Annotated in this window: 26 protein-coding genes; 11 read left to right on the plus strand and 15 right to left on the minus strand. The window is 51.3% G+C overall.

Features of this window, described 5'->3' with window-relative positions:
• Window positions 1–23: 23 nt before the first annotated feature.
• Entirely contained in the window at window positions 24–977 is a 954-nt protein-coding gene (locus ACNQKP_RS12315) for a YeiH family protein (protein ID WP_417864978.1), read from the minus strand.
• Window positions 978–1,099: 122 nt separating this feature from the next.
• Here ACNQKP_RS12315 and ACNQKP_RS12320 point away from each other — a divergent pair, with 122 nt between their 5' ends.
• Window positions 1,100–1,552: an OsmC family protein gene (locus ACNQKP_RS12320; RefSeq protein ID WP_417864979.1), complete on the plus strand. Its 453-nt coding sequence runs from the start codon at window positions 1,100–1,102 to the stop codon at window positions 1,550–1,552.
• A gap of 39 nt (window positions 1,553–1,591) precedes the next feature.
• Here the strand turns inward: ACNQKP_RS12320 and ACNQKP_RS12325 are convergent, their stop codons facing one another.
• Window positions 1,592–3,157: an FAD-dependent oxidoreductase gene (locus tag ACNQKP_RS12325; protein WP_417864980.1), complete on the minus strand. Its 1,566-nt coding sequence runs from the start codon at window positions 3,155–3,157 to the stop codon at window positions 1,592–1,594.
• Window positions 3,158–3,383: 226 nt separating this feature from the next.
• Here ACNQKP_RS12325 and ACNQKP_RS12330 point away from each other — a divergent pair, with 226 nt between their 5' ends.
• The 4 genes from ACNQKP_RS12330 (at window position 3,384) to ACNQKP_RS12345 (ending at window position 6,511) form a co-directional block, all read left to right on the plus strand.
• Window positions 3,384–4,496, plus strand: a complete 1,113-nt coding sequence (locus ACNQKP_RS12330; protein ID WP_015090575.1) for a GGDEF domain-containing protein — start codon at window positions 3,384–3,386, stop codon at window positions 4,494–4,496.
• Window positions 4,497–4,672: 176 nt separating this feature from the next.
• Complete coding sequence (locus tag ACNQKP_RS12335) at window positions 4,673–5,584, plus strand: S8 family peptidase (protein WP_417864981.1); 912 nt, start codon at window positions 4,673–4,675, stop codon at window positions 5,582–5,584.
• Between the two features lie 36 nt (window positions 5,585–5,620).
• Complete coding sequence (locus ACNQKP_RS12340; protein ID WP_417864982.1) at window positions 5,621–6,121, plus strand: thermonuclease family protein; 501 nt, start codon at window positions 5,621–5,623, stop codon at window positions 6,119–6,121.
• A 69-nt stretch (window positions 6,122–6,190) separates the two neighbouring features.
• The gene (locus tag ACNQKP_RS12345) at window positions 6,191–6,511 is read left to right on the plus strand and encodes a VOC family protein (RefSeq protein ID WP_417864983.1); all 321 of its coding nucleotides are present in this window, start codon (window positions 6,191–6,193) and stop codon (window positions 6,509–6,511) included.
• Between the two features lies 1 nt (window position 6,512).
• Here the strand turns inward: ACNQKP_RS12345 and ACNQKP_RS12350 are convergent, their stop codons facing one another.
• Entirely contained in the window at window positions 6,513–7,214 is a 702-nt protein-coding gene (locus ACNQKP_RS12350) for a substrate-binding periplasmic protein (protein WP_417864984.1), read from the minus strand.
• 313 nt (window positions 7,215–7,527) lie between these two features.
• Here ACNQKP_RS12350 and ACNQKP_RS12355 point away from each other — a divergent pair, with 313 nt between their 5' ends.
• Both ACNQKP_RS12355 and ACNQKP_RS12360 read left to right on the plus strand, forming a co-directional pair.
• Window positions 7,528–8,358 (plus strand): C1 family peptidase, encoded by an 831-nt coding sequence (locus tag ACNQKP_RS12355; RefSeq protein ID WP_417864985.1) that lies wholly within the window; start codon window positions 7,528–7,530, stop codon window positions 8,356–8,358.
• Window positions 8,359–8,373: 15 nt separating this feature from the next.
• Window positions 8,374–9,015 (plus strand): HD domain-containing protein, encoded by a 642-nt coding sequence (locus ACNQKP_RS12360; protein WP_417864986.1) that lies wholly within the window; start codon window positions 8,374–8,376, stop codon window positions 9,013–9,015.
• Here ACNQKP_RS12360 and ACNQKP_RS12365 read toward each other — a convergent pair.
• From ACNQKP_RS12365 to ACNQKP_RS12395, 7 genes are all read right to left on the minus strand, one after another.
• Window positions 9,012–9,503, minus strand: coding sequence for a MarR family winged helix-turn-helix transcriptional regulator (locus ACNQKP_RS12365; RefSeq protein WP_417864987.1), 492 nt, complete (start codon window positions 9,501–9,503; stop codon window positions 9,012–9,014). The two genes, ACNQKP_RS12360 and ACNQKP_RS12365, sit on opposite strands and share 4 nt — an antisense overlap.
• 88 nt (window positions 9,504–9,591) lie before the next feature.
• Window positions 9,592–10,269 (minus strand): RluA family pseudouridine synthase, encoded by a 678-nt coding sequence (locus tag ACNQKP_RS12370; RefSeq protein ID WP_417864988.1) that lies wholly within the window; start codon window positions 10,267–10,269, stop codon window positions 9,592–9,594.
• Complete coding sequence (locus ACNQKP_RS12375; RefSeq protein ID WP_015090565.1) at window positions 10,266–10,856, minus strand: RlmE family RNA methyltransferase; 591 nt, start codon at window positions 10,854–10,856, stop codon at window positions 10,266–10,268. The genes ACNQKP_RS12370 and ACNQKP_RS12375 overlap by 4 nt, the downstream gene beginning before the upstream one ends.
• Before the next feature lie 65 nt (window positions 10,857–10,921).
• A complete protein-coding gene (locus ACNQKP_RS12380) occupies window positions 10,922–12,178 on the minus strand; it encodes an MFS transporter (protein WP_417864989.1) in 1,257 nt (418 codons plus the stop codon).
• Window positions 12,147–12,986: an ABC transporter permease gene (locus tag ACNQKP_RS12385; RefSeq protein ID WP_417864990.1), complete on the minus strand. Its 840-nt coding sequence runs from the start codon at window positions 12,984–12,986 to the stop codon at window positions 12,147–12,149. Before ACNQKP_RS12385 ends, ACNQKP_RS12380 begins: the two co-directional genes overlap by 32 nt.
• Window positions 12,973–13,806 carry an ABC transporter permease gene (locus tag ACNQKP_RS12390; protein ID WP_417864991.1) on the minus strand — a complete coding sequence of 278 codons (834 nt, stop codon included), beginning with the start codon at window positions 13,804–13,806 and terminating at the stop codon, window positions 12,973–12,975. Before ACNQKP_RS12390 ends, ACNQKP_RS12385 begins: the two co-directional genes overlap by 14 nt.
• Window positions 13,803–14,681, minus strand: coding sequence for an ABC transporter ATP-binding protein (locus ACNQKP_RS12395; protein ID WP_417864992.1), 879 nt, complete (start codon window positions 14,679–14,681; stop codon window positions 13,803–13,805). Before ACNQKP_RS12395 ends, ACNQKP_RS12390 begins: the two co-directional genes overlap by 4 nt.
• 29 nt (window positions 14,682–14,710) lie before the next feature.
• Here ACNQKP_RS12395 and ACNQKP_RS12400 point away from each other — a divergent pair, with 29 nt between their 5' ends.
• A complete protein-coding gene (locus ACNQKP_RS12400; protein WP_417864993.1) occupies window positions 14,711–15,757 on the plus strand; it encodes a polyamine ABC transporter substrate-binding protein in 1,047 nt (348 codons plus the stop codon).
• 541 nt (window positions 15,758–16,298) lie between these two features.
• Here ACNQKP_RS12400 and ACNQKP_RS12405 read toward each other — a convergent pair.
• From ACNQKP_RS12405 to ACNQKP_RS12415, 3 genes are all read right to left on the minus strand, one after another.
• On the minus strand, window positions 16,299–16,568 hold the full coding sequence (locus ACNQKP_RS12405; protein ID WP_041577309.1) for a hypothetical protein: 270 nt from the start codon (window positions 16,566–16,568) through the stop codon (window positions 16,299–16,301).
• 121 nt (window positions 16,569–16,689) lie between these two features.
• Window positions 16,690–17,490 carry an alpha/beta hydrolase gene (locus tag ACNQKP_RS12410; RefSeq protein WP_417864994.1) on the minus strand — a complete coding sequence of 267 codons (801 nt, stop codon included), beginning with the start codon at window positions 17,488–17,490 and terminating at the stop codon, window positions 16,690–16,692.
• The gene (locus ACNQKP_RS12415; protein WP_417864995.1) at window positions 17,490–19,121 is read right to left on the minus strand and encodes an ABC-F family ATP-binding cassette domain-containing protein; all 1,632 of its coding nucleotides are present in this window, start codon (window positions 19,119–19,121) and stop codon (window positions 17,490–17,492) included. The genes ACNQKP_RS12410 and ACNQKP_RS12415 overlap by 1 nt, the downstream gene beginning before the upstream one ends.
• A gap of 213 nt (window positions 19,122–19,334) precedes the next feature.
• Between ACNQKP_RS12415 and ACNQKP_RS12420 the strand changes: the two genes are divergently transcribed.
• From ACNQKP_RS12420 to ACNQKP_RS12430, 3 genes are all read left to right on the plus strand, one after another.
• Entirely contained in the window at window positions 19,335–20,150 is an 816-nt protein-coding gene (locus tag ACNQKP_RS12420; protein ID WP_417864996.1) for a hypothetical protein, read from the plus strand.
• Window positions 20,151–20,317: 167 nt separating this feature from the next.
• Window positions 20,318–22,168: a DEAD/DEAH box helicase gene (locus tag ACNQKP_RS12425; protein WP_417864997.1), complete on the plus strand. Its 1,851-nt coding sequence runs from the start codon at window positions 20,318–20,320 to the stop codon at window positions 22,166–22,168.
• Window positions 22,169–22,309: 141 nt separating this feature from the next.
• A complete protein-coding gene (locus ACNQKP_RS12430; RefSeq protein ID WP_417864998.1) occupies window positions 22,310–23,071 on the plus strand; it encodes a hypothetical protein in 762 nt (253 codons plus the stop codon).
• Here ACNQKP_RS12430 and ACNQKP_RS12435 read toward each other — a convergent pair.
• Together ACNQKP_RS12435 and ACNQKP_RS12440 are read right to left on the minus strand one after the other, a co-directional pair.
• Entirely contained in the window at window positions 23,057–23,695 is a 639-nt protein-coding gene (locus ACNQKP_RS12435) for a hypothetical protein (RefSeq protein ID WP_417864999.1), read from the minus strand. The two genes, ACNQKP_RS12430 and ACNQKP_RS12435, sit on opposite strands and share 15 nt — an antisense overlap.
• A complete protein-coding gene (locus ACNQKP_RS12440) occupies window positions 23,695–24,477 on the minus strand; it encodes a TIGR02147 family protein (RefSeq protein ID WP_417865000.1) in 783 nt (260 codons plus the stop codon). The genes ACNQKP_RS12435 and ACNQKP_RS12440 overlap by 1 nt, the downstream gene beginning before the upstream one ends.
• Between the last annotated feature and the right edge of the window lie 72 nt (window positions 24,478–24,549).

Raw genomic sequence — 24,549 nt, forward strand, 5'->3', positions numbered from 1 at the left:
GCTGGAAACAGCGCCGTTTTTATTTAGTGAATCCAACCAATGAGAATGGCCCCCAGAGTGCAGGACGCCACCACCACCCACAAGCCCACCCCTTGCAGAAAGGGTTTGATGCCGACACTTTTCAGTGTCTCTTTGGTGAGGTTGGCACCAATCAGGAACAAGGTGACCACCAAGGCACGCTTTGCCACAGCTTCAACCACGTGGCCCGCCGGGCGAAGTTCCGGAATCCAGGTCACCAAAGCGGCTGCAATCAAAAAGCCCAGAATGAACCATGGCTTTTTTGCTTTACCGGCTCCACCCTCCACTTTTTGACCGCGGAAATAGAATAAACCAATCAAGAATGTGACCGGAACAATCCACAAGGCGCGTGCAAGTTTAACTGTTGTTCCCACCTGCAAAGATTCCGGGCCGTATTGCAATGTGGAGCCCACCACCGAACTTGTGTCGTGGATTGCCAGCGCACTCCAAAGTCCGAACTGGGTTTGTGTCAGATTCAGCAGATGTCCAATCCAAGGAAAAATCACGAGGGCACAGGCATTAAGCATAAACACCGTTCCCAAAGCCACCGACACTTCATGAGATTTGGCGCGGATTGTAGGAGCCACCGCCGCAATGGCACTGCCACCACAGATCGCAGTTCCCACTGTGATCAATGTAGAAGTATCCCGTTCGATCTTAAGCATACGCCCGATCAACATTCCCAGCAGCAGAGTGAACGATATGCCCACCACGGTGTAACCGATGCCTTGGAAACCCACCCGGCCCACAACCATCAAATCCATCCCGGCACCCAGGCCAATCACAGAAAGACTTAACAGATGATGGGTGTAGCTGCGGGTCTTATCTACATAGGGATTTCCCAAAAATACGGCCAGTAAAACGCCCAGAACCAAGGCTGCCGCAGAAGAGACAAAGGGGAAAAAGCACAAAAGTGCCGCTATCGGAAACGCAATTTTTGCGATTTTTGTTTTGTTCATAGAACCACTATGCGCGGCACGCATCCTTCTGTCACCTAGCAATCGTAAAAATGCATTTTGTCGGAGTGCTAGGCGAAGGCCACTTTAACATCTTATGCTTTCCTCGAACAAAGGAGGTTGCAATGCAACGCAAAGGTTCAGCTCACTGGCAGGGAAATCTTCAAAATGGCAGCGGCGAACTGTCCACCGAAAGCGGCGCCCTTAAGAATCTTCCCTATTCATTTTCCGACCGCTTTGAAAATGGCATGGGGACCAATCCCGAAGAACTGATTGGTGCCGCTCACGCCGGGTGTTTTTCCATGGCCCTCTCTGGAGCCCTCGCCAAAAAGGGATTCAATGCGGAGTCACTGGATGTTTCTGCGACAGTGAGCCTGGAAAAATCCGGTGAAGGGTTTTCCATCACTTCTTCCAAGCTGAAGCTGCGTGCGCTGGTTCCGGGCATTGACCGCAAACTGTTTGAAACCATCGCTCAGGACGCCAAGGCCAACTGCCCGGTTTCCAAAGTGCTCAAGGCTGAGATATCTTTGGAGATCGACTTCCACGAAGTTCGCTCCCCGTCAGCAACTGCACACTAGTCAGTAAATCACCCCCGGATCTTTCCGGGGGTTTAAGTTTCAGGGATGATGATCGCGTTCGTGTTGATGGAAGATTTCGTGGATCTTCTTCTCATCGTACTGACCGATTGCTTCCTCCACCAAAAGGCTTTCCCGATCACGGCCCAGCGTCAGTACTGCCGCCACTTTTTGATCTTCATAATAGGCCACGGCGAAATCTCTGCTGTTAAGATCCCCCATCACGTCCATTCGATCAAAGCGATCTGAATGTCCGACATATCCCAGGCTCAAATCATAGTGCTGTGTCCAGAAGAACGGCACATCCTGAAACTTTATCCGGTCCCCCATCATATTCAACGCCGCCGTCTGCCCCTGACGTTCTGCGACCTCCCAGTGTTCCACCCTGATGGAACGCTGACTGTGCGGATCGGGCCATCGGGCGATATCCCCGGCAGCAAAGATGCCGGGAACGCTGGTTTCAAGATATTCATTCACCAGCACCCCATTTTCGACCCAGCAGCCCGCCTGTTCAGCCAATTGAGTGTTAGGGCGAATTCCCGTGCCCACTATCACAAAGTCACAGTCCACACTGTGCCCGTCATCCAGCAGAACACTGCGCTGACGGATTTCTTTGATCGTGTGCCCCAGATGGAAGATCACCCCGTGTTCTTCATGCAGTTTGTGCAGCACACTTCCAACATGGACGCCGACCACCTTCAACAAGGGCATTTCTTCCGGTGCCACGACATGCACTTCCAAATTGCGCTGACGAAGAGCCGCGGCCACCTCAAGGCCGATAAATCCGGCCCCCACAATCACCACTTTTTGCGCCCAGGATGTGCGACCAATAATGCGCCGGCAGTCCTGCAGGGTGCGCAGATAAAACACGTGATCCTGCTTGATCCCCGGAATCGGCGGATGAATCGGGTCCCCACCGGTCGCCAGCAACAGTCGGTCATAACGTAAAGTTTTTCCATTTGATAAGAACACACTGCGCCTGTGAGCATCGACCTTTTCTGCCTTGGTCGAAAGTTCAAAATGAATTTTGTGAGTCTGATAGAATTCCTCGGTCTCCAAAGGCACCCAATCTTCCGGCACATTCCCCGCCAGATAGTCCTTCGACAGATTAGGACGGTCATAAGGCAAGGACTTGTCTTCGCTGACAATAGTGATCGAACCAATAAAACCCTGCTTGCGCAGCATGATTGCCGCAGCGGTCCCCGCTGCACCGGAACCCACGATGACGTACCTTTGCGATTCGCTCCACTCCCGCGGTCGCACCGTGCTTTCTTTTTTACCGGTGACAAAAACTTTGCTCCCGCGCACTTCCACATTATAGGCCGAAACTGGATTCAAAGCCGGAGCCTTCAATGCCTCCCCCGTGCGCAGATCAAAGCAGGCATGGTGCCATGGACAGTGCACAGTTTCTCCGACCACCAGTCCTTCGGAAAGAGGGCCGCCATAGTGGGAACAGGTCGCACCGATGGCAAAGTACTCTTCGTCGTGGCGAACCAGCATCACAGCTTCTTCACCCACATAACCCAGCAGACTTTTATCTTCACGCAGCTGGCTGAGATCCACTCCCTTGGAAAAGTTCGGTCCTTTCAATTCAGCACTTGTTCCCATAAGACGCTCCTTTGAATGCGGATATCATAGTAATTTTCCGCTTCAGGCTGGAGCAGGACCTCGACGAAAATGCTAAAAAGCAACACAGTTGCAACGTAAATAAAAATAAATGTATTTTTCGCCGTTTCAAGATGAGACAGAACCCCCAAAAAATCACCGCCCCATCTTCAAACAAAGCCCAATAAGTCCGATAATAAAGTGTTGTATCCGTGGCCAGGAGGCTGAGTTGAAACAGTGGGTGAAAAAACTAGTTGATCAGTTTGACATGGACTGGGGCTCGAACAATGGTGGCACTGAAAAGCCAAAGGAAGTTCCAGCCATGAGCGAAGAGCGTGCAACACTGCTCTTTATTCTCGACGTTATGAACAAGCACCTTTTTGAAATTCAAAATCACTCGGTGCGCAAAGTGCGCAACAAGCTGGATAATTTCTCCAAGTCATTGGTGAAGCAGGACCATGCTGACACCGAACGAGTGCTGTTTGAAATCCGTCAGTTCATTTCCAGCTATCGCATAGATGAATACAGCTACGTGCAAAACACCTTTGATGATTTCAAACGCATCATCTGGGAATTCGCCGATCATCTCAGTGAAGAGGTCGACGCCGAAGCTTCCGCCAGCGGAGACATCAACCAGAGCCTGGAACAGCTGCGTGAAGCGGTCGAGTCCAACTCTATTGAAGAGCTGCGCGCCAAGTCGCGTGAATTCATCAACTTCTATCTGAAGCATCAAAGCACCCACAACGAACGCCGCTCCAAACGCATGGAGGCGATCAAGAAGAACCTGACCACGGTCAAAAAACAGCTTATGGAGGCTAACACCACCATGAGAAAAGACCACCTGACCGGGGCCCACAACCGCAGAAGCTATGACGAGCAAATCCGCCGTTACCTGCAGTTGCATGAGATCGACAAAGATCCTATGACGTTGATCATTATGGATATCGACTTCTTTAAAAAGATCAATGATTCCTACGGCCACGACATTGGCGACTTTGTCCTGCAGGAATGCGTTCGCCTGATCCAGGAAAGCTTCTCCCGCGAAGAGGACTTCATTGCCCGCCTGGGTGGTGAAGAGTTCGCGGTGATCCTGCCGGGCTGTGATGCCCAGGCGGCGGTGCGTATGGCGGAAGAAGCCATGAACCGCATCCGCAAAGAGGTCTTTGTTCACGAAAAATTTGAAATTCGCTTCACCGTTTCCCTGGGCATCGCTGAAGTGCTGCCGGGCGAGAAGGCCGACGCTTTATACAAGCGCGCTGATGAAGCTCTATACGAATCCAAGCAGACGGGACGCAACAAATACACTGTTTCCAAGGGTTCCCAGATCAAACGTGTGGCCTAAGGAACTGTCCAACTTTTAGACAGTCGTCAATAGAACTATGGTGACTACAAAAGCCTGAACAATTGTTCGGGCTTTTTTTATGTTCAGATTTTTCTGAACACTCGCAGCGAATTTCCGGTTCAGATACATTCCACCCACTCCCCGTGTTGGCTTCATGCTTGCTTTAGCACTTCAGCATGAAAGCAATTCTGTTTTTAATCACTACAGTTCTGGGGGCCTCGATGAATTCATACTCTCAAGAGAATTCAGAAAAGGATATTGTGGTCGCGATCATCGACACCGGCGTGGATGTGAACCATCCACTGCTTCGCGACAACCTGTGGGTGAACCCCCGCGAAAAAGACAATATGAAAGATGATGATGGCAATGGATATGCCGATGACCTCCATGGATGGAACTTTGTTTCCAACAACAATGACCTGACCGACAACCACGGTCACGGGACCCACGTAGCGGGCATCATCCAGCAGCGCACCCGTTCGTCGCGTGTGAAGTTCATGATCTTGAAGTATTATGATCCGTCGATTCCGGCAAACGACAACCTTATGAATACTGTGAAGGCCATTCGTTATGCCACAAAGATGAAAGCGGATATTATCAACTATTCCGGCGGTGGTGACGAAAGAAGCCCCATGGAAGAGGCAGCCATTCGCGACGCCCAGGAACAGGGTATTCTATTTGTCGCTGCCGCCGGCAACGAAGGGCGCAACACCGACCTGGTCGGTTATTACCCCGCGGGATACAAACTGAGCAACATCATTTCCGTGGCCGCCATGGATTCACAAAAACGTCTGCTGGCATCAAGTAACTTCGGCACAAGCTCCGTCGATATTGCAGCCCCCGGGAAGAATGTCTTTTCCGCCCTTCCGGGTGGCAAGTATGGCTATATGAGCGGCACATCCCAGGCAACGGCATGGGTCAGCGGGCTTGCCGCCTCTTTGATGCTGAACCGTCCATGGGAAACCCTGCAGCCGCAGGATATCAAGAGTGCCCTGGTGAAAATTGGCGTCAAAGACCGTCAGCTTTCGAAGAAAATCCGTTCCCAGACTCGCATTTCAAACCTTCAGGTGGGGCTGAATCTGGAATAGTTGCTCGCAGTCCCCAAATGACGCTACACTGGGCGTATGTTGAAACCTGCATTGATTCTGCTGCTGCCCCTGATGATCACCGCCTGCTCTGAACGTCTTCAAGCCCGCGAGGTCGCGACCATCAAAGCCTCTTGTGAACACGATGAAAAAACCTTCCGCTGTGTGGAGGTTCTGAAAAACTATGACGGCGACACCTTGACCGTAAATATTCCCAACGTCCCGGCGCTTATCGGTAAAAAAATCAGCGTGCGTGTTTTTGGTATCGACACCCCCGAAGTGAAAACGAAAAATAAGTGCGAAAAGGAAGCCGGTCGCATTGCCCGCAATCTTGTGGCCAGCACGCTGAAAAATGCCAAAAACGTTGAGCTGCACAATGTTCAGCGCGACAAGTACTTCCGCATTCTGGCCGACGTGATGGTTGACGGCAGGTCCCTGGCGGACATCCTGCTAAAGAACAATCTGGCCTATGCCTATGATGGCGGCACCAAAAGCCATCCGGACTGGTGCAAGTCTTTGCGCCAGCCTGCCAGCCGCTAGATCCTGCATGATTGCACAGCCAGGCTCGCCAATATTGCGGGTCTGCGCCCCTTTGGCCAGAATAACTCCATGGCACATGAATTTCAAAAACAGCTAATTTCAGACTGGCATCGTTCCACATTAGGAAGCCATATCACTGACAATGCCCGGGATGTCGACACGCGGGACTTTACGCCTTCGCCCCAAAGTTCGGACCTGCACTTTCAGGTGGACAACCTGAAGCCACTGCTGAATGAACTTGCCAAAAAGGGCATTCAAATTGAAGAACAAATGGTTGAAAATGACTTTGGCTCGTTTGCGTGGATCCAAGACCCGCAAGGACACCGCATTGAATTATGGGAACCCGCCCCTTGGCAGAATAATCTGATCAATCTGCCTGAGCCGGATTGAATTACTTCATGTACTTGTCGAAGATCTTTTTGGTCACGCCTTCTTTTTTCAACTGCACAAGGGTTTTATTAAAACGCTCTGTAAACTGTTGATGGTCCCTGCCCGCAGCTTTGGAGAAAACCACATAGGAGGGATTCTCTGAAACCACAAAGACCTGTTCGAATACGTCTTTATAACCCATTCTTTTGACCAAAAACCAGAAAGCCTCTTCCGATGCAATCACCACATCGACGCGCTTGACGTCATCAGCACTCAGCTTTTTTACCAGCATTTCCTGAGTCGTGCTGTGATCCAGACGCAGTTTCTTTTTGAACTCGTCAAATGCCGGACCATAAGAATAACGATCATTCACCCCGACCGTCAGGCCTTTGAAGTCCTCAAAGCTTTTGATCTTCACATTGCGCTTTTTCAGGGCAAAGGCCATGTTTCGAGTGTTACTGACAGGCTCGCGCGGAAAATGAAAAACCTTCTTGCGCTCTTCGGTCAAAAAAGGCGGGAACAGCGCATCGACTTTACCCGTTTCAGCCATCACCACGGCCCGGGGCCACGGATAGGTTTCAAACACCGGCTCAACACTCAGGCGTTTGCAGACTTCACGGATGATTTCAACGTAAGTGCCTTTAAGTTCGCTCCCCTCTCGGTAAATCTTGGGAGGAATATCGTCATTTGAAGCAAAAACTATTTTTTCAGCCTGGGCTGCCACGGCAAAAAACCAGACCCCCAGAAAAAATAAAACCCGGAACATACTCATAACCTACACGTACAAAAAGAGTTGGCCACAGCATGAAGTTGGATACGAAAATGTTCAACCTTTTTTACCCGGCAAACCACCGATATCAGGGACAAACATGACAGGAATTCAGACCTAAAACTTCTGTCTAAAAAACGGTGAATCCTGTCGTTTTTACTCTATCCCAAGCCTCCGGAGGGACCCGTTTGCAAGGTGGCGGACTTCAGCTGGCAGGAGGCTTGCTTGGCCTTTACGAGTTGAAGGAATTTTAAATACTGGAGTGTTTGTGAAGTTGCTGTTGACCCGTCTTATCCTGGCGTTGGGCCTGCTATGTTCGTTCTTTCTGGAAATGGCCCTGGCCAAACAAGTGGACCTGCGCCCCCTGCAAACCGAGGTCAAAGATCAAAAACGCCGCGACACATGTGCGTATTTTGCCGTGTCGGCATTGATTGAATCCACCATTAAAGGATTCAACGGCCAGGACTATGATATTTCGGAAGAGTACGAAATCTATCGCCATAAAGTGCAGTCCCCGTGGCGTCCTGAGGTGGAATTCGGAAACACCTATCAGTTGCTTTTGAATTTCTCCAATGGCAACAATCTGTATCTGGAAAAAGACCTGCCTTATCAGGAAAGCAGTCTGGATTTCACCAAACCCTTCACACCGGAACAAACCAGCTTCTTTGATTTACGCCAGCAAAAAGTCACCCGTGTCGACTACCGCAGTCTCCGCACAAAAATCATCACGCAGATGTGGGTGCGTAAACCATGGTCTGAACTTTTCATGCAGGAGCTGGATGCCAAGCGCCCGGTGGTTGTGACTTTGAAAGTATCCCTGTCCCATATCAACGACCAAAAGGGCACGTTCACCTTCAGCCCGCAAATCAATGCTGACTGTGACAGCGGCAAAATCAACTGCGGCGGCCATGCGGTCCTGATCGTCGGCTATGATGACGAGCAAAAAGTATTTATGTTTAAAAACTCCTGGGGTCCGAAATGGGGCAACCAGGGTTACGGATATGTGACTTTCGATCATGTCGATGGCTATTCAGATCAACCACTGACGGCGTATTTTGACAAACTCACCGGTCCCATGGTGAGAGTCACTGAACCCTAGCTTAAAATCCAGACCATGAGTGCATTTCAGGAAAAACACTGGCATCACATCTTCAGCAACAAGGCTCGGGTTCTTTATCCGAGTTCGGACCCTGCCCATGACTATCTTCATATCATGCGGGTCGTACACATGGCCAAGCAGCTGTGTCAGGCCGAGCAAGCCCGCTGGGAAGTCGTAATGCCCGCGGCTTTCTTTCATGACTATATCAACGTTCCAAAAAATGATCCGCGCAGGCCCTATGCTTCAAAGCTTTCCGCCGAAGCCACCATCGAGTATCTGAAGTCAGTGAACTATCCGCAAGAGTACTTCGATGACATCCGTCACGCTATTGAGGCCCACAGCTACAGCGCCGGAATCAAGCCGGAAACCCTTGAAGCTCGTATCGTTCAGGACGCCGACCGTCTGGACAGCCTGGGAGCCATTGGCATCGCCAGATGCTTTGCCGTGACAACACAGTTAAGCCGCCCCTTCTATGCCGAGGAAGACCCCTGGGCTGAAACCCGCGAGCTGGATGACAAAAGTTTTGGTATTGATCATTTCTTTTCAAAGCTGTTCAAACTGGTGGATCACCTGAACACGCCCACGGCCAAAAAAGAAGGCGAACATCGTGTCGCCTTCATCAGAACCTATCTGGATCAGATTAAAAGAGAAATCTAGCGACCGGTGTCCTCACCGAACATCGGCGCGGGTACAGACTCTACAATTCCTGCTTCAGTGACGAATTCACGCATCAACAACGCCAACGACGCGGTTTTTTCCGGCGGCATATTCTGAAGCGTGTCGATCATGTGTTCTTGAACTGTGCGGGGGATTTCGCTGAGTTTTTCCAGACCGGAGGGAGTGAGCGATACAACCACTTTGCGGGAGTCTTCTTTCGAGATCGTGCGGGATACAAGCCCTTGTTCTTCGAGCTTTTTGACCACCACTGAGACGGAGCTTTGATGGGTGGTGGTCCTTAGTGCCAGGTCGTTGATGGAAAGCCCTGGTTCCTCTTTGAGTTTCTTCATCACAAAAATCTGTGCGGCACTCAAACCTAGATCTTTCTCGAACTGACTGGAAGAAACGCGAAGGGCTTTGAAGATATGGCGGATATAATCCATGACTTCACCCACCTCGGACCTGTACTCGGAATAAGTATTACTCATGAAATCAATTAAGTACTATTCGCAGAGATCGTGCAAACGATTTTTATATGCACTGCCATACATGACATTTTGCAAAGCCACACAAACACTATGACGAAGATATCTCAAGGAACTCCGGCAAGCCTAGAGCTGTGGCTCCATTTGCGTTCGCAAAATCAATTCTGTACGAGCGAAGAGCGATGCGATTGTCAGCAAGCTCCACATTTGATCCATAAAGTTTATCGCCCACTATCGGAAAACCATGACGACTTAAATCAAAACGCAATTGGTGCGAACGTCCAGTGACAGGTTTCAAATCCCAGACCTGAAAATCACCCTGCATGCCCCGGAAAACCGCGACAGTAAGGCATTCCTTGCCCTGCGGGCTTTCATAAGCCCGGCGCTTTCCCCGCAGCAGACGACAGCGCCACTCAAATGTGTTCCCCACTTGCGGGTTGAGTTTCAGTTTTTCATTCGGAACATTGGCGGGAATGTGCGCGTAGCTCTGACCGGTGGTCAAAGCACGGTAAGTTTTTTTTACGGTCTTGTGTTCAAACCAGGCATTGGCTTTACGATGGGCCTCTGCGGTCTTGGCATAAACCACAAGGCCAGACACCTCGAAATCCAGACGGTTCACCGGATAGATCTGAATCCCCTTTTCCTTCTGCAACGCCGTTCCCAGGCACAGACGGGCGTCATCTTCCTCAAAGCGGCTGGGGGTGGAAAGCACGCCTGCCGGTTTGTCACAGATGATAAAGTGAGTATTCTCAAATACGATCTGGATCATTTTTTACTAAGGCCTACGAGGAATATCTCTTTTGAAATCTTGCGGGTGGAATCCGGCTTTACGGCCTCGACTTTCGCAAAAGTCTTTTTCATTTCATCACGAAGCTTGCCGAAGTCATCACTGTGGAAGAGCTTGCACACGAAATGTCCGTCTTTTTTCAGAAAGCGACGAGCGACATCCAAAGCCAGCTCACAAAGCTCCATGGACCTTGCCTGATCGGTCATGCGAATGCCGGTGGTCTTTGGTGCCATGTCTGACATCACGATATCAAACGGTGGTACGAAGCCATGTTCTTTGAAAATGTCTTCCAGATTCAAATCGCGAAGATCAGCCTGGATGAAAACAGCGTTCTTCAACTTCACGGTCACCGGGCTCAGATCCACGCCCAGGACACGGCCTCTTTCTCCTGCCATCTTGGAAGCATACTGTGACCAGGATCCCGGAGAGGCCCCCAGATCAAGCACCACCTGACCGGGCTTGAACATTTTGAATTTCTGGTCGATCTCTTCAAGTTTGAAGACGGAACGAGCCGCAAAGTTTTCCTGCTTTGCTTTTCTGAAGTAGTGATCGCGAGGATTGTAAGTCATATCGGAGGGTTATCCAGCGAACCCCCGTCAAAGTCCACCCCTTTTTGGGGCCTCGGTAAAAAGGATTAAGCTTCGCGAGGCTCTTTCACCAGGGCCAGCAGAATGCCGCCAGAAACGAATAGGATCAACAATCCCACCATGCCCCAGCGGGAGCTTCCGCTGAGCACAGCCCCGGCAGCAACCACCAGAGGGCCCAAAATGGAGGCAAAGCGGCCTACCAGATTAAACAAACCAAAGTACTCACCACTGGCCTCTCTGGGGATCATACGGCCAAACATGGATCGGCTGAGCGATTGCACCCCACCCTGCACCAGCCCGATCACCGTCGCCAGCAAATAGAAATGCGTCGCTGTTTTCATCTGAGTGGCGGCAATCACGGTCACACCGTACACCACGATACAAACCAAAATAGGCATCTTCGCACCCCAGCGCTTGGTCAAAGTCCCAAAGAAATAAGCACAAGGGAAACCGACAAACTGCGTGATCAAAAGGGCAGCAATCAAATCCTTGGATTCAAAGCCGATCGAAATTCCATAATCCACCGCCATGGTCATCACGGTGTAGACGCCGTCGATGTAAAGCCAGTAAGCCACCATGAACATAAACAGGTTGCGTTCCTTCATCAGGGCCTTCAGCGTGCCCTTCAGAGTACGCAGACTTTCGCGAGTCAGTGTCCAGACACCTTTCACGGATCTTTCCGCCTCTGGCTCCGGCACGTTTTTCATCAAAGGAAGGGAAAACGCCAGCCACCACACCGACACAATCATGAACGACAGCTTGGTCGCCACCGTTGCATCCGGGATACCAAAACTCAGAGGATAAAGCGCCATCAACACATTCAGCAGCAACAGCACCCCGCCCCCCAGATAACCCAGCGAGTACCCAAGTGAGGAGGCAAAATCCATGTATTTATGTTCAGCCACGTAAGGCAAAAGCGAGTCATAAAAGACACTGGCCGCATTGAAAGCCGCCAGAGTGATCCCATAGGCCCAAAGTGCACTGACCCAGTCCCCTTGCGGAATGAACCCCATCCATGCGCATCCCACAACACCAATCAAAGTGAAGAGCATGCAAAAGAGCTTTTTATAGCCCTTCATATCCGCGATAACACCCAGAGTGGGACTTAGTAATGCAATTGCCAGACTTGAAACGGAAATAGTGACACCCAAACGGGCCGTGGAAACAACAGCGTCCGTGCCGACGCTCCAATATTGCTTCAGAAAGACCGGAAAAAAAGCAGCCATGACCGTCGTGGCATAGCCACTGTTGGCCCAGTCATAAAAGGCCCAGCTAAGAATTTTCTTTTTCTGATTTGGATTCATGCTTCCCCCGCGCTTCAAAGAAAACACGGAACGCGGAAGAACGGAAGAAGAAAATCAGCGCCAGCAAAGTCATAACAAACATCAGACTGGATAGCGCATTGAGCTTGGGACTGACCCCCAGTTTCATCGCCGTGTAAAGCTTGACTGGCAGCGTGTCCTGCCCCACGCCATTCACAAAATATGTGATAAGGAAGTCATCAAAGGACAAAAGAAAACTTAAAGCCCCGCCGCCGATGATCGACGGCACCAACAGCGGAAACACCACCGAACGATAGGTCTGCCACTCGGTGGCTCCCAGATCGCGGGCGGCGTCTTCAAGGCTGCGATCCATTGTCGCAAGGCGGGCCCCGACCGTCATCATCACGTAAGAAATACTGAAGCTGACATGGGCAATCACCACCGTTGTCAGACCCAGCTCAAACTGCAAAATGAAGAACAACGACAACAGTGAAAGCGCAAAAACTATTTCGGGGAATACCAGCGAAACCACCGACAGTCCTTCGACCGCCCAGCGCCAGCCTCCGGCGGAGCGGTACAATCCCACCGCAGCACTGGTGCCAATCACGGTTGAAAGCAGACTGGCCGTCACTCCGACCAGCACACTGTTTTGCAAGGCATCCATCAAGGACTGATCATTTACGACTTCGGTAAACCAGCGCAGCGTCCAGCTCCAGGAGTCCGGTGTTTTTTCTATCAGTGCGCCCACAATCATCACCAGAATCGGGGTGTGCAGCAAAAGCAGCGTCAGCCACAAAACGATCTTTGCCAGCTTGGGCGCCTGAGGGCGGCTTCGTTCAATTACGGGCACGGCGCGCCTCCCACATTTTGAACACCAGGGCCAGCACCAGCAAAAGCACCATCATCAGGACCGACAACGCAGCCCCGAAAGGCCAGTCCCGGGCTTTTAAAAACTGCTCGGTGATCAGATTTCCATAAAGCATGTTTTTAGCACCGCCCAAAAGATCAGGGATCACGTATTCACCCAGCGAAGGAATGAACACCAGCAAGGATCCCGCCCACAGAGCTTTTTTCAGATTCGGCAAAATCACCGTGAAAAGAATTTTCCAGACATCCGCCCCCAGATCCTGCGCAGCTTCCACCAATGAAAAGTCAAACTTCTCAAAAGCGCCGTACAAAGGCAGAACCATAAACGGCAAATAAGTCGTGACCATCCCGTATAGCACCAACCACTTGTTCTGAGTCAGTGCGAATGCATCAAAGGGAATTCCCAACAAGGTCAGCCCCGCCTGCAACGGACCGTCGGCCCCGACAAAAAGACGGATGGCATAAATGCGAATCACCAGATTGGTCAAGAAAGGCAGAACGATAGCCATCAGATACAGCTGGCGCAAACGTGTGGATGATGTTGCCATGGCCCAGGAAACCATCACACCCAAAACCAGACAAATCCCGGTGGTGACCAGGGCCAGCTTGAAGCTTTCAGCAAAAATTCCCAGATAGGTCGGCGAAAAAGCACGCACATAGTTCGCAACGGTCCATAACCACTCAATACCACCGTAAGTTCCACGCGTGGCAAAACTCACAACGCCGACGATGATCAGCGGCAGCAGCACAAAGACCACAAACCACAACCCCACCGGCAGAAGGAACAGGTCTCTTAATTTCACTTTTCACGCTCGCCAAAGACCATGGCGCGACGAACGTAGGCTTCGATGCTCATGCCCAGACGGATCTGATCCGGCGGCACGTTAATTTTACCTTTGATAAGACTGCCATCTCCCAGACGAATGGTGGCCAAATCCTCACTGACCTCAACCAGCTCCCCGCGCAGCAGGCTGGTGGATTCAACAAACTGAGAAGCAAAGATGGTTTCGGGATTTTCGTATATCTCGCGCGGCGAACTGACTTGTTCCAAAACCCCACGGCTCATGATGCCGATACGGTCTGACAGCGCCAAAGCCTCTTCCTGATCGTGAGTCACACAGATAAATGTCAGACCCAGCTTTTGTTGCAAAGCGCGCAGTTCTTTTTGCATGTGTTCACGCATGCGGTAATCCAGCGCCGACAAAGGTTCGTCCAGCAAAAGCACGCGGGGTTCGTTCACCAAAGCTCTGGCCACGGCCACACGCTGGGACTGCCCGCCGGACAAAGTTTCAGGCTTGCGGTCACGGAATTCACCCATATCCACCAAGGCCAGCACTTCGGCCACCTTGGCCTCGATCTGATCTTTACCCAAGCCCTTCAGGCGCAGCCCATAGGCGATGTTTTCCCCCACCGTCATGTGCGGAAAAAGAGCATAGCGCTGAAAGACCATGTTAAACGGACGTTTTTGAGCAGCAAGATGATCCACGCGCTGACCATCCAGCAGAATCTGCCCGGAAGTGGCGCTTTCAAGACCGGCAATGATACGAAGAAGTGTTGTCTTTCCACATCCACTGGGACCCAACAGGGAAAAGAACTCCCCTTCCCCAATGGAAAGGTTGATTCCCTTCAGGGCCGTTTGACTGGAAAAACTCTTGCCGATATTCAGAAGTTCCAACATGCTTCTAACAATAAGAAGGAAATAAAAAAATGTCGAGAATATTGATGGTCGGCCTGGCTCTTTGTGGGCTGCTGGCGGGATGTACAAAGAAGTCTGCTGAAGTTTCTGAAGCCAAAGAAGTCAACCTGTCCATTTGGGGCAACTATATCTCCCCGGAACTGCAGGCTCAGTTCGAGAAGGAAACCGGCATCAAGATCAACATTTCCAACTATTCCTCGAATGAAGAATTGCTGGCAAAAGTTCAGATGGGTTCCTCCGGCATCGACGTGGCCGTGCCTTCCGACTATATGGTCGAAGTCATGTCCAAGATGAATCTGCTGGAAACACTGAAACAAGAACAGATTTCAAACAAAAATCTGATTGATCCCCAGTTCCTGAAGCAGAACTACGATCCAGAGAACAAGTTTTCGTTGCCGTACATCTGGACAACCGCCGGAATCGCCGTCAATCGCGACCTTTACAAAGGCCCGATCAAGAGCTGGAAAGATCTTCTGGAAAATCCGCAGCTGAAAGGCAAATTCGCCCTTTTGGATGACGTGCGCGAAACTCTGGGTGCCGCCCTGAAAATGAACGGCTTCAGCGTAAACAGCACCAATCCGGAAGAAATCAAAAAAGCCAAAGACACACTGTTGAAGGCAAAAAAGAACGTGAAGATGTTTGCGTCCGACACCATCGACATCCTGAACAACAAGGAAGTCGCCGCGGCCCAGACCTATTCCTCTGACGCCCTTCAAGCCGCAGACAAGTCCCCAGGCAAAATCGAATACATCATCCCGGAAGAGGGCGGAACATTCGCCATCGACAACCTGGTCATCATCAAAGGCGCCAAACACCCCGAAGCCGCCCACAAGCTGATCAACTTCCTATTGAGCGAACAGGCCGAAATCAACCGAGTAAAAACGATCCTAGGTGGTCCTGTTCTGAAAAATACCAAAGCCGCCCTGCCAAAAGAAATGCAAAACAACAGCGCATTGTTCCCGGATGAAGCGACTCTAAAAAAACTGGAGCGAATCCAAGACCAAGGCGAAAAAAACAAACTCTTCGAAGACTCTTGGACAGAAATTAAAACTCACTGATTGTGGGTTCGTTAGTTCCGGGTGGCGCGGGGTTTGGCTGGGGTCTTGAGGGATCCCGCCTCCGCGGTACGCCATCCGGGCTCAATTGCCGCTCGTCCCCTTCGGGGCCGAGTTCGCGCCATCCAGGCGCCGGCAAAGGCCGCTGCGTCGGGCTCCCTCAAGTCCCCATCCAAATTGTTCCAGTCGGAAATAGCTAATAACTATCAATGTGTTCTTAACTGCGCAGGCACGCGACAATAGGTGCCAGTACGGTAGAAATTCGAAGTGCTTTGTTTTTCAGAGCAGGTACACGACGATGTGCCTTAGAAACGATGTCTTTGTGATGGGGTTTTCGGAAGTGGTTTCTTTTGCTTCATTCAACGCAGATTTGGCGGCTTGTTGCCGCAGGCTTGGCCGAAGGGGGCTTTGTCGGCGCCTGGATGGCGCGTATTCGGCCCCGAAGGGGACGAACGGCAACTGAGCCCGGACGGCGTCCCCCGTAGCGCCAAGSCTGCGGCAACAAGCCGCCAAATCCCCCGCGCTAGGAAGGAAGTAAAAGGAACTACTTCCGAACAGCTTCCTCAGCGATGACTTCGACCTGTTCGATGGCTGCATCGTTGTGGACCCTTGAGTCTTCACTTCGAAGTTCGGAGTACAAGCAAGCGACTCCGATGACGGTCAGAATCAAGCCCGTGCCTATATACAAGGTCACGCTTCTTCTGCTTTGGTTAAAGAGGAAGTAACAGAGTCCGATCAGGATTAAAATCGGCCCCAGAACTGCTGTTGAGGCAAGCACCTGCCTGAGCGCAAATGCGCCAAGCTCCGTATTCATAACCACCACCTACGTTCAATTATTTTGGTTATTTCGTATAACTTTTCGGCAGGACTTTGATAGAGCTAAAGGGGTTTAGTGTAAATTTCCCACCTGGGGGAGAAATCGTAATACTGACGGCTCAAAGTGAAATTTGCGACAACCAGACATCCGGTTTCGAGACGATGGTGAGGTGATTCAGGCCTTCCACCACACGGATGTTCGCTCCGGCTGCAGTAAAAAGATCCACATGGCGCTGCGGGATGATGAGTTCATCCTGATCAGCCACCACGACTTGCACCGATGGCTGAATCTTCTGAAGATCCGCCATGATGTTTTCCGACGGAGTCACCGCTGCAAGATATGCCGCACTGTAAGCCAGCTTTTCCTGACCGCTGATGAATTCCGCAGGCATGTTGACCTTGAAGCCACCAACGCTGTCAGGTGAAATCCACCCGCCGAAACCCTCGCGGAAAACATTCAAGCTGGGTGGCAGATACGGAGAGATCGCCAGGAATTTGGCGAACTGCCTGCGAATGTCAGACACCGCCACACGCAACACGAAGCCGCCACCCAAAGAGTGCCCGGCCAGCATCACGCGGGAAACCGCGCGGGTCATTTTGATGTGGATGATAAGTTCTTCAAGATCGATTTCGAATTGATGCGGCGACTTGGGATCGGCCGCATTCAGGCTGGCACCGTGACCGCGCAGATCCGGGGTCACCACGGTGCCCAGTCCGGCCTGGACCATGGCGGTGGCCAGCACACACATGTACCGGCTGTCACTGCCCACCCCGTGATACAGGACAATCAGGTTGTCTGACCATGCGGGGTACAGGCGATAAGACAGGACATCCCCCTGGCGTGTGCGAAAAGTTTCAAGCGGGGAAAGTTTTCCCAGCGGGATTTTGAAACTTTTCAGATCCAGGGTTTTGCCAGTCATTAAGCCATCTGCTCTTGTTGTTTTTTATGCTGATAGTATTCGTAGTCGCCGTCATAGATGCGAATCTGATTCTTGTCGACTTCAAATACTCTTGTGGTCACTTCGCGCAGGAAGTGACGATCGTGCGATACGATCATCACAGTGCCCGGGAAGTTCTTGATCGCATCCAGCAGCAATTCGCGGGACTTGATGTCCAAGTGATTCGTCGGCTCATCCAGAATCAGCAAATTCACCGGCTGCGCCAGAATGCAGGCCAGAACCACGCGGGATTTTTCACCACCCGACAGGATCGAGATCTTTTTTTCAGCTTCTTCGCCCGAGAACTTGAAAGCACCCAACAGGCTTCGCACCGTGCCCATGCCAGCATTCGGAATACGAGAGTGAACTTCGTCAACGATCGTCATTTTCGGATCCAGAACGTCCAAAGAGTTCTGAGAGAAATAACCCAGATTAATGGAAGCACCCAAAGTCATTTTGCCTTCGGTGGCATCGGCGTGACCCGCGATGATTTTCAACAGCGTGGATTTACCCGCGCCGTTCACACCCACAACCGCAATACGGTCCAGGCGTTTCACCAATGCATTTGCTCCAGAGAAAACCAGTTTCTCTTTGCCGTCATCACGTTTCCAGATTTTGGAAAGGCCTTCCAGCTTCACAACCTCGTCCCCGCCACGCGGAGGCACCGGCCATTCAAACTTGATTTCAGCTTCCTCATCCGGAATTTCAATACGGTCGATTTTTTCAAGTTTCTTCACACGGGACTGAACTTGCGCTGCGTGGGAGGCACGGGCCGCAAAGCGGGCAATGAACTCCTCTTCCTTGGCCAGCATGTCTTCCTGGCGTTTGGCTGCGGCGATCAGCTGTTCTTTGCGGATGTCGCGCTCTTTTTCGTAGAAGTCATAGTTGCCACCATAAACCGTGATGGTTTTATTGGCGATCTCGACGATCTTGCCAACCAAACGGTTCATGAAGTCACGATCGTGACTTGTCATCAGGATGGCGCCTTTGAAATTCACCAGCCACTCTTCCAGCCAGACGATGGATTCCACGTCCAAGTGATTCGTCGGCTCATCCATCAAAAGCACTTCAGGATTCAAAGCCAGGATTTTCGCCAGAGCAATACGCATTTTCCAACCGCCCGAGAAGCTTTCGCTGGGACGGTGATAGTCATCCGGGCCGATACCAAGACCGGTCAGGATTTCCGCGGCGCGGGATTCCAGGTCATAACCACCCAGGCGCTCAAATTCACCCTGCAGTTCACCGTAGACCTCAAGGATCTTCATCATCTCATCCGGATCCAGATCCGGGTCCGCAAGCTTGGCTTCACATTCCTGCATGCGCACTTGCATATCGCCGATGTTACCCACAGCGGATTTCACTTCCTCAAGGGCGGACTTGCCTTTCATCTCTTCGATATTCTGGGAGAAATAGCCGATCACAGTGCGATCTGATTTGGAAATAGTGCCGCCGTCGATGCCCTCTTCGCCCATGATGATGCGGAAGATGGTGGTTTTACCGGCGCCGTTGGGGCCGACCAGACCGATTTTCTCTCCGGCATTGATCTGGAAAGATCCGTTGCGATAGAGGACTTTGTTACCCTGCTGCTTGGTGATGTTCGATAAATGAATCATAGGTCCTTCGTATAACTTTTTTTACTTCTGAAGGCTTCAAAAAATTTCGGGAAAATCTGCCTTCTTTTTTAGCACCTCTCAGAGTCTACACAAAAAATCCCAAATTCGCGATTTTTCTGGTCCAAATCCCCAAGAGATATCAAGGACTTCGCCAAATATAGACCCGCCTCACATGGTCCCGACGTTGCTCTGGTAGCTCTGCGGGGGTTACACATGATCGCAACAAAGAACCACACTGCAGTTAAAAACAATACAATCGCCGCCGCCTTGATTTCACTCGTTGTTCTGTTCACAGGTTGTGCAAATTCCAGTCAATTTCCAGTCACCAGTCTGGATGATTCCAACCAAAGTGCAGGGGTCACAGATCCCGGCAGCACCGATCCCGGTGATGATACAGATACAGGTGTGACACCCACACCAACGCCGACCCCAGAGCCTGAACCAGAGCCCGGCTATAAGATGCAGGCCCTGGCCTGGGAAAGCACCAAATACCCAGAGCGCACTGAATGGTCCAAATACCTGCAGGAGCTGATCTTGAACGAATGGAGCAGCTTGCTTCCCGGCGCTGATGACATCACCACCTTCTGCCCGAAATACAACACTCTGGACAACAACCAGCGGGCCAACGCCTGGGCCCAGCTCTTTGTCGCCATTGCCAAATATGAGAGCGCCTACAGTCCCGTTTCGCGAATGCACGAAACCACGATGGGCACAGACCCCGTGACTGGAGGCAAGGTTTACTCTGAAGGGCTTTTGCAGCTTTCCTATCAGGACGTGCAATGGGCCCGCTATTGCAAATTCGACTGGCAAAAGGACAAGAACCTAGCGCCCACCGATCCGAAGAAAACCATTTTGGATCCCTACATCAATCTGCACTGCGGAGTGGGCATTATGGCCGGCCAGATCAAGAGCAAAGGTCGTATTGTCGTAAGTTCAGGGGTGTATTGGGCAGTGATCAAATCCGGCGGAAAGTACCAACAAATCAATAACATCGCTGCTATTGTGAAGACCCTTCCCTTGTGCAAATAGTTCATTATTCTGGGAAATATTAAAAATATATAAAGCTTTTCGCGCCAAGATCGACTATCTTGGCGCATCTTTTTGAAGTGGGCTTGGATCTGCCGCAAGCAGTGCGGTATCAATGCACATATGGTGTTTTTTATTTGAGACCACTTCCAATACCTGAAAGGTCTCTAATGACTCCGTTAACAACCGTAGACAATTTTGAAAACTTTGGACTGAGTGCACCTGTGATGGCTGCGATGGCAGACATGGGCTTCACCACTCCAACTCCGATCCAGCGTCAGGCTTTGCCGATTCTGCTGGCCGGTGCCAATGACTTTATCGGTCTGGCATCGACTGGTACGGGCAAAACCGCTGCCTTCGGTATCCCGCTGATTGAGAACATCGACAGCACCACCAAAGACACTCAGGCTCTTGTCCTGAGCCCAACGCGTGAGCTGGCTCTGCAAGTGGCAGAACAGCTGACTTTGCTGGGTAAGAAAAAAGGCGTTCGCGTAGTTACAATCTACGGTGGCGCTTCTTACCGCACACAAATCGACGGTGTTAAACGTGGCGCGCACATTGTTGTGGCGACTCCGGGCCGTCTGGTTGATTTCCTTGAACAGAAAATGATCAAACTTCAGAGCGTTAAAACTGTCGTTCTGGATGAAGCTGACGAAATGCTTTCCATGGGCTTCAAAGAAGCTCTGGAAACAATCCTTTCTGCAACTCAGCCGGAAGACTCTGACTCTGTTCGCGCGGCTTGCCGTACTTGGTTGTTCTCTGCAACCATGTCTTCGGAAGTTCGTCGTTTGACTTCCACTTATCTTGAAAATCCTGAAACTGTCTCTGTGAACAAAGTGGGCGGCACTGCTGACACTATCGAGCAGATCTACTACACAGTTAAAAACTCCTACAAAACAGAAGTGATTGCACGTCTGTTGCAAACCGCTCCGGAATTCTATGGCATCATCTTCTGCCAGACGAAAATGGAAGTGGCAGAGCTTGCTGACATTTTGACTCAGCGTGGATTCCCGGCAGACTCCCTGCACGGTGACAAGTCCCAGCAGGAACGTGAAGCGACTTTGAAGAAATTCAAACAGCGTCAGGTGAAGGTGATCGTGGCGACAGACGTTGCTGCCCGCGGTCTGGATATCAAAGATCTGACTCACGTTGTGAATCACTCTTTGCCTTGGGATTCTGAATCTTACGTTCACCGTATCGGCCGTACAGGTCGTAACGGTCAAAAAGGAACTGCAATCACCCTGGTGAATCCAGAGCAACTGACTCTTCTTCGCCGTGTGATGCAAAACACGAAAGCGGTTTTGACCAAAGGTGTTGTCCCTTCTGCTGATGAAGTGGCTGGCCTTAAGATCAAAGACGTTATGGACAAAGTCAGCACAATGGACCCTGAATCCGTACCATTGCAACTGGCGATGGACCTGATCCAGGATCTGATCCAGGCTGAAGACATCAACTTCAAAGAGCTTTCCAAAGAAGAGCTTCTGGGTCGCTTCATCGCGGCTTACTTCCCGAACGTGTTCGTGAAAAAAGATCTGATGCTGGACTACATGGGCGACCGTGTTCCTCGTGAATTGTTGCCACGTGATCCAAACGACAACCGCTTCTCTCGCGGCCGTGGTGGTGACCGTCGTGATGACCGTGATGATTCCCGTGCCCGCCGTCCATTCGGTGGTGGCCGTGGCGCCAGCGCCCCTGCCCGTGGCTTCCGCTCGGAAGGTGCCCGCGCTGATTTCAACGGTGGCGAAGTGCGCGCAGAAAGAACTGAAAGACCGGTTTTCCGTGATCGTCCGGAAAGAGCTGAGCGCACTGAACGTCCTGAGCGCAGCGAACGTGCTGAACGCGCAGAGCGTTCCGAGCGTTCTTACCGTGCTTCTGGCAACAGCGACTCTCGTCCCCCTCGTGCGGAACGCAGTGAGCGTTCTGAGCGCCCTCAGCGCTCCGAGACCGACCGTCCAGAGCGTCGTGGTGACCACCCGGGCATCAAACGCTTCCGTGGTCCTAAACGTCAGTTCCGCGACTAGTAACATCCCTGTCTCGTTCTGAGACAGCGCAGTTTTGTCACGACAGTGTGATATTTCTGAACAAGAGCAGACTCTAAGAGTCTGCTCTTTTCGTTTTGAGTCTCCGGCATCATGCTTGCTTTGCAATGTTTCGGAGACATTATGAGACAATTCTTAACGGCACTAATCATATTTAGTCTGGGACTGCCGGCTTTTGCGGAGACCCGCAAAACATTGCGATCTGACGGAGCCCGGGGTGTTTGCCTTGGCTGTGAAGACCGTGGCGACAAGTCCGTGGATCAGGTCCGCGCCCTTCGTTCCGCCGTGGGCGGCGATCAGTCCTATAAAGACATTTACAAATACAACTACAACAAACAGAAGGACCGCAAGGTCGCAGAAGTCTGCAGCAGCATGGTCACCAACACAGGCTACGGCCCCTGGGGCCAGCATATTCTGAACATCCTGAATGAGCGCGAGTATCCGAACCTCTTTGACGGCACACCGGATCTTGTCAGCCTTTGCCCGGCCTATCCCCAGTTGGGACCGGAAGAAAAGAAGGTGGTCTTTGTCGCCATCATGAATGTCATGGTCCTGGGTGAAAGCACCTGCGGAGCTGGCCCGCACACGGCCAAGGGTCCCAATGGAACTGCCGTGGGCATCTTACAGCTTCATCGTGGCAAAGAAGCCTCTTATGAAAGTGAAGGACGACATGGACACGGTCCCGAAATCGGCTGCAAAAACGGCGACGGGGAAAAACCGGAAAGCTCTTTGAAGTGCGGATTGCATTTGCTGGATATGCAGTTCGGTGCCAAAGGCGAATTATTCAGTCGTTCATCACACTGGGAAGTTCTGCGACCTCAAGGGCGAAAACTGAAATACAAGTGGACCAAAAAAATTGTCAGTGAACTTTCAATCTGCAAATAACAAGATCTTGCGCCACTGATGCCGGAACTCCCCATCCCGTATCAGTTGGTTGTAGGAACGTTCTGAAAACAGCACCCCCACAAACTGCCGTACGGGCAGACTGACTCCGGTAACCGAACGGGCATCAAAGTGGTAATACAGCATTTCATGCATGACCAACGCCGCCTGCTGGTCCAACGACATGATATTCCACAGTGGACGATGAATGAAAATCTGCTTCTTTTTTCGCACAGCCAATTGAACCAGCCTTGCCGGATCCACCGCCGGAAGTTTTTCCAGATCATCCGTCATTTCAAGTTCACCTCGGGTAATCTCCCAGCGCAAATCATTCAGGAACATCAAAAGCAGCAAATGCAGCTCCGGCGAAAACCTTTCGATGTCCGCCAGTTTCTGCGCAATCAATTGCACCGGGAATCCCTTGGGAAGACTCAATCGCAAATCCCAATAGGCCTTTTCAGAATAGGAGCCGCCAAAGAACGGCTGATCAACAGACGCTTCATAAAGATCCAACAGCACCACTCCCCGATCTGTCAGCACACCCTTGCCGCCATTGCTTTCGCGATAGGCCTGGGCGGTAAAACTCAACAGCGTCAAAGAAATGGCAAGCATCAACAGTGCTTTCACTATTCCTCCTTGTTCAGTGGATACAACGAAAGACTGAGCTGAAACACCTGATCCTTGGTTTCGCTATCGGACAGAAAAAGACCCAGCTTGCGCCGGAACGCTTTGATCATCTGTTTGGCTTCATGCAATTTACGCGAATCGGTTGCCACCAGGATCGAAGACTGATCACGATGCCCCAACGACAGATCCTGCAAGGCCTGCACGGAACGCAACAACACCGCTTTCTGGAACCGACGATGTGCTTCGGACGCCGCCACATCACTTAAAATATCCGTGGTGAATCCTTCCGAGTTGTCGATCCAGGTGCCCTCGTTTTCTATCTGCAACAAACCCACGGCCTGCAACCGGTCGATGCACTCCTGCGCCTGGGAAACTGGAATCCCCATCACCAGAGCCACCCACTGCACATCCGGCTGAAAGCTCTTCAGCTTCAGCAGTTCCAGAATATGATAGTGCCGGGGATCGGAAATGATCTTAAAGGTCTCCAGAGGAATCTTCTGAAGTTTCACCATGTTGTTCTTCGCGCGCCGGGTGTGGCGTCGGTATTTTTGCAACTCGGCTTTTTTGAAAGTTTCAATGGCCTGGTCGCTCAGTTGAATCTTGCGCCCGATGGCTTCGACCAGTTCGGGATGGATGGGACGTTTGCCGCGCAGGATTTTTGACAGGCGGGAGTCATCAATCCCGATATAACGAGCGTAAGCTCGTTGGGAAAAATGACGGTCACTGTCACGCTTTTCTTTGTAGTGATCTTTCAGGACATCGACAAAGTTTTTTGTATTCATGCCAAGATCAGATCAGGCACTGATCGGCAAGGCAATCACAGTGCGGGTGCGCAACCTTAAGTGTTTGCAACC

The sequence above is a fragment of the Bdellovibrio bacteriovorus genome, assembly GCF_048286975.1.
Classification (GTDB): Bacteria; Bdellovibrionota; Bdellovibrionia; order Bdellovibrionales; family Bdellovibrionaceae; genus Bdellovibrio; species Bdellovibrio bacteriovorus_H.

Excerpts from the sequence above, each read along its gene's own strand:
- ACNQKP_RS12415 (WP_417864995.1), bottom strand. The coding sequence starts at position 19,121 with ATGATTCATTTATCGAACATCACCAAGCAGCAGGGTAACAAAGTCCTC.
- ACNQKP_RS12430 (WP_417864998.1), top strand. The coding sequence starts at position 22,310 with ATGAGACAATTCTTAACGGCACTAATCATATTTAGTCTGGGACTGCCG.
- ACNQKP_RS12345 (WP_417864983.1), top strand. The coding sequence starts at position 6,191 with ATGGCACATGAATTTCAAAAACAGCTAATTTCAGACTGGCATCGTTCC.
- ACNQKP_RS12420 (WP_417864996.1), top strand. The coding sequence starts at position 19,335 with ATGATCGCAACAAAGAACCACACTGCAGTTAAAAACAATACAATCGCC.
- ACNQKP_RS12380 (WP_417864989.1), bottom strand. The coding sequence starts at position 12,178 with ATGAATCCAAATCAGAAAAAGAAAATTCTTAGCTGGGCCTTTTATGAC.
- ACNQKP_RS12440 (WP_417865000.1), bottom strand. The coding sequence starts at position 24,477 with ATGAATACAAAAAACTTTGTCGATGTCCTGAAAGATCACTACAAAGAA.
- ACNQKP_RS12375 (WP_015090565.1), bottom strand. The coding sequence starts at position 10,856 with ATGACTTACAATCCTCGCGATCACTACTTCAGAAAAGCAAAGCAGGAA.
- ACNQKP_RS12320 (WP_417864979.1), top strand. The coding sequence starts at position 1,100 with ATGCAACGCAAAGGTTCAGCTCACTGGCAGGGAAATCTTCAAAATGGC.
- ACNQKP_RS12365 (WP_417864987.1), bottom strand. The coding sequence starts at position 9,503 with ATGAGTAATACTTATTCCGAGTACAGGTCCGAGGTGGGTGAAGTCATG.
- ACNQKP_RS12370 (WP_417864988.1), bottom strand. The coding sequence starts at position 10,269 with ATGATCCAGATCGTATTTGAGAATACTCACTTTATCATCTGTGACAAA.
- ACNQKP_RS12360 (WP_417864986.1), top strand. The coding sequence starts at position 8,374 with ATGAGTGCATTTCAGGAAAAACACTGGCATCACATCTTCAGCAACAAG.
- ACNQKP_RS12395 (WP_417864992.1), bottom strand. The coding sequence starts at position 14,681 with ATGTTGGAACTTCTGAATATCGGCAAGAGTTTTTCCAGTCAAACGGCC.
- ACNQKP_RS12315 (WP_417864978.1), bottom strand. The coding sequence starts at position 977 with ATGAACAAAACAAAAATCGCAAAAATTGCGTTTCCGATAGCGGCACTT.
- ACNQKP_RS12325 (WP_417864980.1), bottom strand. The coding sequence starts at position 3,157 with ATGGGAACAAGTGCTGAATTGAAAGGACCGAACTTTTCCAAGGGAGTG.
- ACNQKP_RS12405 (WP_041577309.1), bottom strand. The coding sequence starts at position 16,568 with ATGAATACGGAGCTTGGCGCATTTGCGCTCAGGCAGGTGCTTGCCTCA.
- ACNQKP_RS12400 (WP_417864993.1), top strand. The coding sequence starts at position 14,711 with ATGTCGAGAATATTGATGGTCGGCCTGGCTCTTTGTGGGCTGCTGGCG.
- ACNQKP_RS12425 (WP_417864997.1), top strand. The coding sequence starts at position 20,318 with ATGACTCCGTTAACAACCGTAGACAATTTTGAAAACTTTGGACTGAGT.
- ACNQKP_RS12410 (WP_417864994.1), bottom strand. The coding sequence starts at position 17,490 with ATGACTGGCAAAACCCTGGATCTGAAAAGTTTCAAAATCCCGCTGGGA.
- ACNQKP_RS12335 (WP_417864981.1), top strand. The coding sequence starts at position 4,673 with ATGAAAGCAATTCTGTTTTTAATCACTACAGTTCTGGGGGCCTCGATG.
- ACNQKP_RS12340 (WP_417864982.1), top strand. The coding sequence starts at position 5,621 with ATGTTGAAACCTGCATTGATTCTGCTGCTGCCCCTGATGATCACCGCC.